8 protein-coding genes are annotated in these 8,879 nt (G+C 63.6%); 5 read left to right on the top strand and 3 right to left on the bottom strand.

The window, feature by feature from the left end; genetic code table 11:
* Positions 1 to 131: 131 nt before the first annotated feature.
* From QRN50_RS23190 to QRN50_RS23180, 3 genes are read right to left on the bottom strand one after another with little or no spacing between them, the layout of a single operon-like run.
* On the bottom strand, positions 132 to 851 hold the full coding sequence (locus tag QRN50_RS23190; RefSeq protein WP_096127375.1) for a cobalt-precorrin-6A reductase: 720 nt from the start codon (positions 849 to 851) through the stop codon (positions 132 to 134).
* On the bottom strand, positions 848 to 1,960 hold the full coding sequence (locus QRN50_RS23185) for a cobalt-precorrin-5B (C(1))-methyltransferase (RefSeq protein WP_096127376.1): 1,113 nt from the start codon (positions 1,958 to 1,960) through the stop codon (positions 848 to 850). Before QRN50_RS23185 ends, QRN50_RS23190 begins: the two co-directional genes overlap by 4 nt.
* Positions 1,960 to 3,162, bottom strand: a complete 1,203-nt coding sequence (locus QRN50_RS23180; protein ID WP_003399675.1) for a bifunctional cobalt-precorrin-7 (C(5))-methyltransferase/cobalt-precorrin-6B (C(15))-methyltransferase — start codon at positions 3,160 to 3,162, stop codon at positions 1,960 to 1,962. Before QRN50_RS23180 ends, QRN50_RS23185 begins: the two co-directional genes overlap by 1 nt.
* Positions 3,163 to 3,297: 135 nt before the next feature.
* Between QRN50_RS23180 and cobG the strand changes: the two genes are divergently transcribed.
* The 5 genes from cobG to QRN50_RS23155 all read left to right on the top strand — a co-directional run bounded on the left by cobG (position 3,298) and on the right by QRN50_RS23155 (position 8,858).
* Complete coding sequence (gene cobG / locus QRN50_RS23175) at positions 3,298 to 4,641, top strand: precorrin-3B synthase (protein WP_096127377.1); 1,344 nt, start codon at positions 3,298 to 3,300, stop codon at positions 4,639 to 4,641.
* The gene (locus QRN50_RS23170; protein WP_003368856.1) at positions 4,634 to 5,260 is read left to right on the top strand and encodes a precorrin-8X methylmutase; all 627 of its coding nucleotides are present in this window, start codon (positions 4,634 to 4,636) and stop codon (positions 5,258 to 5,260) included. The genes cobG and QRN50_RS23170 overlap by 8 nt, the downstream gene beginning before the upstream one ends.
* Positions 5,260 to 5,991, top strand: a complete 732-nt coding sequence (locus QRN50_RS23165; RefSeq protein WP_003399679.1) for a precorrin-2 C(20)-methyltransferase — start codon at positions 5,260 to 5,262, stop codon at positions 5,989 to 5,991. Before QRN50_RS23170 ends, QRN50_RS23165 begins: the two co-directional genes overlap by 1 nt.
* The gene (cobJ, locus tag QRN50_RS23160; RefSeq protein ID WP_054091970.1) at positions 5,991 to 7,694 is read left to right on the top strand and encodes a precorrin-3B C(17)-methyltransferase; all 1,704 of its coding nucleotides are present in this window, start codon (positions 5,991 to 5,993) and stop codon (positions 7,692 to 7,694) included. Before QRN50_RS23165 ends, cobJ begins: the two co-directional genes overlap by 1 nt.
* A 348-nt stretch (positions 7,695 to 8,042) precedes the next feature.
* Entirely contained in the window at positions 8,043 to 8,858 is an 816-nt protein-coding gene (locus tag QRN50_RS23155; RefSeq protein WP_024639757.1) for a hypothetical protein, read from the top strand.
* Positions 8,859 to 8,879: the final 21 nt, after the last annotated feature.

Below are 8,879 nucleotides of genomic sequence, written 5' to 3'. Positions count from 1 at the left end.
GAGCGAGCTTGCTCGCGAAGGCGTAGTCACGGATATATAGATTTTCAGCGACTGCACCGGCCTCTTCGTGAGCAAGCTCACTCCCACAGGGTCGGGGTGTTTTCAGAATTTTCATGAGGACTGACGGCTCATTAATCCAGCCCCAAGGCCTCCAGCACCTCATCCACGCCCCAGAACAGCCGGTCGACGTCAGGCAACTGCGGGCGTTTGAGGATCAGGACGGGCAGGCCTTGTTCGCGGGCGACATCCAGTTTGGGTTCGGTGGAGCTGCTGCCGCTGTTTTTGCTGATCAGTACGTCGATGCGGCGCTGTTCGAACAACTGGCGTTCGTCTTCCAGCATGAAGGGGCCGCGTGCGCCGATCACTTCGCAGCGTTCGTTGCCGGGGTAGTCGTCCAGTGCCCGGAGTGTCCAGAACTGGTGCGGGGGGATTTCGTTCAGATGCTGCAAGGGCTCGCGTCCCAGCGTGAACAGCGGGCGCTTGAAGGGGAGCAGGGCAGTGGTCAGTTCTGACCAGTCAGCCACTTCGCGCCAGTCGTCCTCTGGACCTGCCTGCCACGCGGTGCGGCGCAAGGCCCAGCAGGGAATGCCCGCCAGCCTGGCCGCACGCGCTGCGTTGTGGCTGATCTGCGCGGCGTAGGGATGGGTGGCGTCCAGCAGCAGGTCGACGCCCTGTTCGCCCATGTACTGCGCCATGCCCTCGGCGCCGCCATAACCGCCGACCTTCAATTGGCAGGCCAGATCCGATGGCACCCGGCCCACACCCGCCAGGCTGTAGATGTGCTCAGGCCCGAGCCTTCGCGCAATGGCCAGCGCCTCGGTAATGCCGCCCAGCAGCAGGATGCGTTTCATGTGATTTCTCTCTGTGAGTCAACGCCAGCCTGACCCACCAGCCCGCCTTGACGATCAATTGCGAAAACCTCCACCTGAACGCTCGCAGGCACGATGCTGCGCGCGAAATTCAGCGCATGGCGACACACTTCGTCACCCAGTGGCACGCCTGCCGCAGCGCTCATCGCCAGCGCTTGCTGACTGGTGTTGGCTGCAAGGATCTGTTGTTGCAGGCCCGCATCCGCGCCGACGTCCGCAGCCCAGCGCGCCAGTTGTGGCAGGTCGATGCTGGAATGGCGGCTGTGCAGGTCCATATGGCCAGCGGCCAGCTTGCTGATCTTGCCGAAGCCGCCGCACACGCTCAACTTATCCACAGACACCTTGCGCAAGTGCTTGAGCACGGCACCGACGAAGTCGCCCATCTCGATCAGGGCGATATCGGGGATTTTGTATACGCGGCGCATGGTGTCTTCGCTGGCATTGCCGGTGCAGGCGGCGATATGCCGATAGCCGTTGGTGGTAGCAACATCGATACCTTGGTGGATCGAGGCGATATAAGCCGCGCAGGAGAACGGCCGGACAATCCCGCTGGTGCCGAGAATCGACAGTCCGCCGAGAATGCCCAGGCGCGGGTTCATGGTCTTGAGCGCCAGCGCCTCGCCGCCCTCGACGCCGATCGTGACTTCGAATCCGCCGCTGTAGCCTTGTTCTTCGGCCAGTTGCAGCAAATGCTCGGTCATCATCCGCCGGGGCACCGGGTTGATGGCCGGCTCACCCACTGCCAGCACCAGCCCGGGGCGGGTCACGGTGCCGACACCTGCGCCCGCCAAGAAGCGTACGCCCGCTGCCGCTTGCAGCCTGACGCGGGCAAACACCAGCGCGCCGTGGGTGACATCCGGATCGTCGCCGGCATCCTTGAGGGTTGCGGCTTCCGCGAAGTTATCCACAAGCCGGCAGAATTCCAGGCGCATCTGCACCTGTTTGCCCTTTGGCAGGACGATACCCACCGCGTCGCTGACCTGCCCGCAGAGCAATAGCCGCGCTGCCGCGAGGCTGGTCGCGGTTGCACAGCTGCCAGTGGTCAGGCCACTGCGCAGTGGCGCAGGTTGTTCGGCGGTTTCCTCGCGCATCAGGGTTTGACTACGTCCAGCAGGGTGATCGGCAACGCCTGACGCCACGTGTCGAATTCGCCAAGGGGCTGCGCGTGGGCGACGTGGATACGGGTCAGTTCGCCGCCATGCCGTTCGCGCCAGGCCATCAAGGCCGTTTCGCTTTGCAGGGTGACCGCATTGGCGACCAGTCGGCCACCCGGACGCAGTTGTTCCCAGCAGGTTTCCAGCACGCCGATACGCGTCACGCCACCGCCGATGAAAATCGCATCCGGGCGCTCCAGACCGCTCAATGCCTGAGGCGCACTGCCCCGCACCAGTTGCAGGCCGGGCACGCCGAGTGCGTCGCGGTTGAATTCGATCAGTTGCTGGCGGCCTTCGTCGGCTTCGATGGCCATCGCCCGACAGGTCGGGTGCGCGCGCATCCATTCGATGCCGATGGAGCCGCAGCCCGCGCCGACATCCCACAACAGTTCGCCCGGCAGCGGTGCAAGGCGGGCGAGGGTGATGGCGCGTACGTCGCGCTTGGTGAGCTGGCCGTCATGTTCGAAGGCGCTGTCCGGCAGACCTGAAACGGGGCTCAGACGGATGGCGCTGGCATCGGCGCGACAATCGATGGCAACCAGGTTCAGCGCGGCGATCTCGGGGTTGCCCCACTCGCTGGCCAGCCCTTCGACGCGCCGTTCGGCTTCGCCACCCAGATGCTCCAGGACGGTCATGCGGCTTGGACCAAAGCCGCGCTCGCGCAACAAACCGGCAATCACGGCGGGGCTGCTGCCGTCGTTGCTCAACACCAGCAGACGCATGCCATGGTGGAAGTGCGCGTTCAGCGCGGCCACCGGCCGGGCAACCACCGACAGGGTGACGACGTCCTGCAGGGGCCAGCCGAGGCGGGCGGCGGCCAGAGAATAAGAGGAGGGCGCAGGCAGAATACGCATTTCGTCAATGCTGACCACGCGTGCAAGACTGGCGCCGACGCCGAACATCATCGGGTCGCCACTGGCCAGCACGCAGATCTCGGCACCGCGCTGCTCGAGCACAGGGTTCAACGAGAAAGGGCTGGGCCACGCACGTCGCTCGGCGCGAATGCACGGCGGCAGCAACGCCAGTTGGCGCGGGCCGCCGAACACCTGATCAGCATGCAGCAGCGCGTGTCTGGCGTTCTTGCCGAGCCCCTTGTAACCGTCTTCTCCGATTCCCACGACTGTCAGCCACGGCGACATGTACCTACCTCAATCCGAACTTCCGACAGAGCGCCTTTTCATGCCTGCGGACAAAGCAGGCATAATACCGCGCCCGACGGGGTACAAGTGCTCTAATCAACGTCCGTTTCCAGCCAGTTCACATCGGGTGACCCATTGAACGAGCAGCAGTCCGCTCGCACATCCTCTGCAACGCTACGCCCCTCGGCCTGTCCGGGGTTGCTGCGTATCGTCCCGGCACTGGACGGCGGGATCTGCCGGATCAAGCTGGCGGGCGGGGTGATCAGCAGTGTGCAGGCCATGGCCGTTGCCGAGGCCGCGCGCACGTACGCACAGGGGGTTATCGAAGCCACCAACCGCGCCAACCTGCAGATTCGCGGCATTGGTGCCGATCATGACGGGTTGATCGGTGCCTTGATGGCGGCAGGGCTCGGCCCCGCCAACCCGGCCAGCGACGATGTGCGTAACCTGATGCTCAGCCCGACGGCCGGGCTGGACCCGCAGATGCTCTTCGATGCCCGGCCGCTGGCAGCGCAGATTCTCGACGCGCTGGAACATCACCCGCGTTTTCATGAGCTGTCACCCAAGTTCGCCTTGTCGCTGGATGCTGGTGAAGCGTTGGTCATGCTCGAACACCCGCACGACGTGTGGCTGTCGGCGCTGAAACGCGACGACGAAGTGCTGCTGGCGTTCGGCCTGGCCGGCTGCCCGGCCCATGACCGACCGCTGGCCGCTGTCCCTCTAGCCGAAGGGAAGATGCTGGTTGTCGCACTGCTGGAGCTGTTTCTCGACCTGGCCCGTCCCGAGCACACCCGGATGCGGCACCTGCTGACCGAGGTATCGACCGCCGATCTGCTGCGTGAGCTGTCGACCCGGTCCGCCTGCACAGTGCGGACCGATAAGGCGATCACCGATTGGCAGCGTCCGGCCATTCAAGGCACTCGGCATATCGGTGTTTATCCACAGGCCCAGCCGAATCAGGTGGCGGTGGGCGCTGCAGTACCGTTGGGGCGTCTCGATGCGGCGATGCTTTGCAGCGTGGCGCAACTGGCTGCGGATCAGGGCGACGGCACGCTGCGCCTGACGCCCTGGCAAAGCCTGTTGCTGCCCAACGTGCCGGTCGAGCGCGCGGCAGCGGTGCTGGACGAGTTGCAGGCATCCGGCTTCGCAGGTTCTGCCGAGCAACCGCTGGCGCAGATGCTCGCCTGTACCGGTTCTGCCGGATGCGCCAAGGGGCTGGCCGACACCAAGGCCGACGCCCTGCAACTGGCTGCGGCACTTGATACCGGCCAGGCTATTCACTTGAGCGGCTGCACGCGTTCCTGCGCCGCCGCCCACGTAGCGCCAGTGACCTTGCTGGCTGTCGCGCCGGGCCGTTACGATCTTTATTTTCGCGATGCAGCGCATGCCGGTTTCGGCGTGCTGCGCGCGCGCAACCTTACTATTGAAGCAGTCGGCGCGCAGTTGAACGCCGGCTCACGGAGCAACATGCATGATTGATTACATCCGCGATGGTCAGGAGATATATCGCAACTCTTTCTCGATCATTCGCGCCGAAGCGCGTCTTGACACGATCCCTGCCGACCTGGAAAAACTCGCCGTGCGCGTGATCCATGCCTGCGGGATGGTCGAAGTCATCGAAGACCTGCGCTTCTCGCCGGGTGCCGGTACCGCCGGGCGCAACGCTCTGGCCGCCGGAGCGCCGATCCTGTGTGATGCGCGCATGGTCTCCGAAGGCATCACCCGCACCCGGCTGCCCGCCAATAACCCGATCATCTGCACCCTGCATGATGAAGGCGTGCGGGAAATGGCTCTGGAGTTGGGCAATACGCGTTCTGCGGTGGCGCTTGAGCTGTGGCGTCCGCACCTGGAAGGCAGCGTAGTGGTCATCGGCAACGCGCCGACCGCGCTGTTCTATCTGTTGGAAATGCTCGATGCCGGTGCGCCCAAACCTGCACTGATTCTCGGCTTTCCGGTCGGCTTTGTCGGCGCCGCCGAGTCCAAGGCGATGCTCGCCGCCGATAGCCGCGGCGTGCCGTTCGTGATCATGCAGGGCCGTCGTGGCGGCAGCGCCATGGCCGTGGCCGCTGTCAACGCACTGGCCACGGAGATCGAATGATGCAGGCACGCGGTCGATTGATTGGCCTGGGCGTCGGTCCTGGCGATCCGGAGCTGATCACCGTCAAGGCCCTGCGCCTGCTGCGCGAGTCGCCGGTGGTGGCGTATTTCGTGGCCAAGGGCAAAAAGGGCAACGCCTTCGGCATCATCGAAGCGCATCTGCAGGACGTTCAGACCCTGATGCCGCTGGTCTACCCGGTCACTACCGAGGCATTGCCGGCGACACTGTCCTACGAAAAGCTCATCAGCGACTTCTACGACGAATCCAGCCGGCACATCGCCGCACACCTGGACGCCGGACGCGACGTGGCGGTGATCTGCGAAGGCGATCCGTTTTTCTATGGCTCCTACATGTACCTGCACGATCGTCTGGCCGAGCACTACGACGCTGAAGTGATTCCGGGCGTGTGCTCGATGCTTGGCGGTGCTTCGGTGCTGGGCGCACCGCTGGTGTATCGCAATCAGAGCCTGTCGGTGCTGTCCGGTGTGCTGCCCCACGATGACCTGAAACGCAAGCTGGCCGATGCCGACGCGGCGGTGATCATGAAACTGGGGCGCAACTTCCACAAGGTCCGCGAAGTGCTGACCGAGCTGGGGATGGCCGGGCGTGCGCTGTATGTCGAGCGCGCCACGATGAGCAACCAGAAAATCGTCCCGCTGGATCAGGTCGACCCGATGTCTTCGCCGTATTTTTCGCTGATTATCGTCCCGGGCGACAGGTGGCAAGGCTGATGACCTCCATGACTCCGGCCATCGTCATTCTCGGCAATGGCAGCCTTGCTACCGCGCGGCGCATTCAACAGCTGTTTCCCGATGCGCTGATTCATGGCCTGGCCGAGCGCGTACAGGGGGCCGACCGCGCTTACAGCGACTTCGGCGCGACGTTGCGTCAGTTGTATCAACAGAACACGCCGATCATCGCTCTTTGCGCAGCCGGTATCGTTATCCGCACCCTGGCCGCCGTGCTGCTGGAGAAGGGCGCCGAACCGCCGGTGCTCGCCGTGGCCGAAGACGGCAGCGCGGTGGTGCCGCTGCTTGGCGGCCTTGGCGGGGTGAATGTCCTGGCGCGCAGCATCGCCAGCGGGCTTGGCGTTGCGCCGGCGATCACCACCAGCGGCGAGCTGCGTTTCGGCACCTGCCTGCTCAATCCGCCAAGCGGCTATGCGTTGGGCGATCTGGAGCTGGGCAAGCGTTTCGTTTCCGACCTGCTGTCCGGCGAACCCGTGCGCATCGAGGGTGAAGCCCCCTGGCTGGCTCAGGCGCAACTGCCCGAAGATCCACAGGCGGCGCTGGCCATTCATGTCGGCAGTGCCCTGCGCGATCCTTCGCCCCATGAATTGCTGATCTACCCACGTAACGTGCTGGTGGCGGTGACTGAGCTCACCGACGAACTGGCTGAGCACGTGCGCTCGGCCCTGCGTGAGGCACGTATCGCCGGGCAGTCCTTGGCCTGTCTGTTGGCGGCCGAGGAGCAGATGGCCAATCCGCACCTGCACAAGGCTGCCGCCGAGCTGGACGTTGCGGTGCGATTCGTCAGCGCCGCTGCGGCCGGCGAGATGGCCATGAAGGCTGTGCCGCAGCTGTTGCCACCGCTCTGCGTCGATGCCCACACCGCGATTGCCGTCGCGGCGCAACCGCTGGAGGTGCAGAGCATCGGCCGCGGGCGTGGCCGCGTTGCAGTCATTGGTCTGGGTCCTGGCGCAGCAGACCTGATGGTGCCTGCGGTCAAGGCCGAACTGGCACGTGCCAATGATGTGCTGGGCTATGAAACCTACGTGCGCATGGCGGGGCCGTTTCGCGCTGATCAGGTACTGCACTGCACTGACAATCGTGAAGAAATGCAGCGCGCCCGGCATGCCTTTGAACTGGCTGCTCAAGGCCGTTCGGTGGTCGTGGTGTCGTCCGGTGATCCGGGGGTTTTCGCCATGGCTTCAGCGGTGCTTGAAGCGTTGCATGCGTCGGATAATCCTCACTGGCATGCGGTCGAGCTGGAAATTCTGCCCGGTGTCTCGGCCTCTCTGGCCACCGCCGCCCAGGCCGGTGCGCCGTTGGGGCATGATTTCTGTGTGCTGTCGCTGTCCGACAACCTCAAGCCCTGGGACATCATCGAAAAGCGTCTGGACCTTGCCTGCCAGGCCGATCTGGCGCTGGCGTTCTACAACCCGATATCCCGCTCCCGGCCCTGGCAACTGGGGCGTGCGCTGGAGATTGTCCGCCAGCATCGCATCCCTGAAACCCCCGTGACGCTGGGGCGCGATATCGGCCGTCCCGGGCAGACATTGAGGGTTATCACGCTGGGCGAATTGACCCCGGAACAGGTGGACATGCGCACCATGGTGTTGATCGGCTCTTCCCTGACGTGCACCTTTCCTCGCCACGAAGGCGGCAACTGGGTCTATACGCCGCGTTGGTACGGCAACAAGCCTACAGCGTGACCGCGCCCGCGTGTCATACCTGCAGCTCTCTATCGCGGGAAAGTGCTGAAGTGTCGATGTCACTTCAAGCCTGTGGGCCTGTGTATCGGCTCACAGGCCTGAGCGAATCGGCGCTCTCCAACCTGCGTCGGCCGTAGTCCGATTCCAGAAACCTCCCGGGAATGTTCGCTCACCTGCGGTATACCGGGAGGCAGGCGGCGGGTCGAATTTTGTTCTGCGTATCGAGCGCAACCGCCAGGTGCCTGGAAGCCATCAGAGGACAACCGGAAAGCGCCGAAAAAACGGCCTGAGTTATTTCGTTAGTCTCGATTCAGTCCATCAGGACTCATGAATTAAAGGACTAATGAAATGACACAGGAAAAAACCATGAACAGCACTGACAACCTCGATTACATCGCCGCCTGCGAGCTGGCTGAATGCCCTCCTTTGTTGGCCGCCTATGCGGCCGCAGCAACCCCCGGGTTACTTGAGGCACGTGACGTCACTGACGCAAGCTCCGGCAATGAAGGCGCGGTGGTCGCAGGCAGTCTGCTGGCATTTGCCAGCGGTATCTCGGCGCAGAGCAAGCAGGACGTCATGAATTCCTTTCTGTTCGCCACCCTCGTGGCCAACAAGGCGTTCAGCTCTGAAACCCAGGGCGATCAGTGGTATGACAAATTCAACGAAGTGCTCTCGAAGGTGGGCTGGCTTTCCACCCAGTGGAGCTATGCGCGCTATCGTGCTACCCAGCAGCGTTTCACCATGGACGAAGTCGGTCTGGAAATCCTCGGTTCGGCCATTACAGCTGCCGCGTTGCCCGGACCTGCATCGCTGCTGATGCTCAAGGTGGCTGCAGATGCCATCGCCGCGTTGAAAGCCAAAAAAGAACCCCTGCGCCTGTTCGAGAACCAGACCAAGTCACACCGTGGCGGCAGCTTCCGTATCGCCTCCTGTATCGAATCCGAGGACAACATTGTGAGTCTGGCTATGGCAGCAGTCAGTTTTCAGGCTGACAGCGACGTCACCAACGTGCTGTTCTGGGAGTGGCAGGACACCAGTGTCCAGACCTGGAAAGGCGAGGACAGCCTGTTGCTCAACACGGCTCTGTATGCGCGCCATCGCGACCTGATCCAGCAACGGCTGGATGATAACGCCAGTCGTGCGATCGCAGAGTTCGACATCTGATCGGAGTGTTTGCGGAGGCAC

The organism is Pseudomonas sp. MEJ108, assembly GCF_030208985.1.
GTDB lineage: Bacteria > Pseudomonadota > Gammaproteobacteria > Pseudomonadales > Pseudomonadaceae > Aquipseudomonas > Aquipseudomonas fragariae.
The sequence above is the reverse complement of the archived record's forward strand: the minus strand, read 5'-3'. Positions and strand labels throughout refer to the sequence as shown.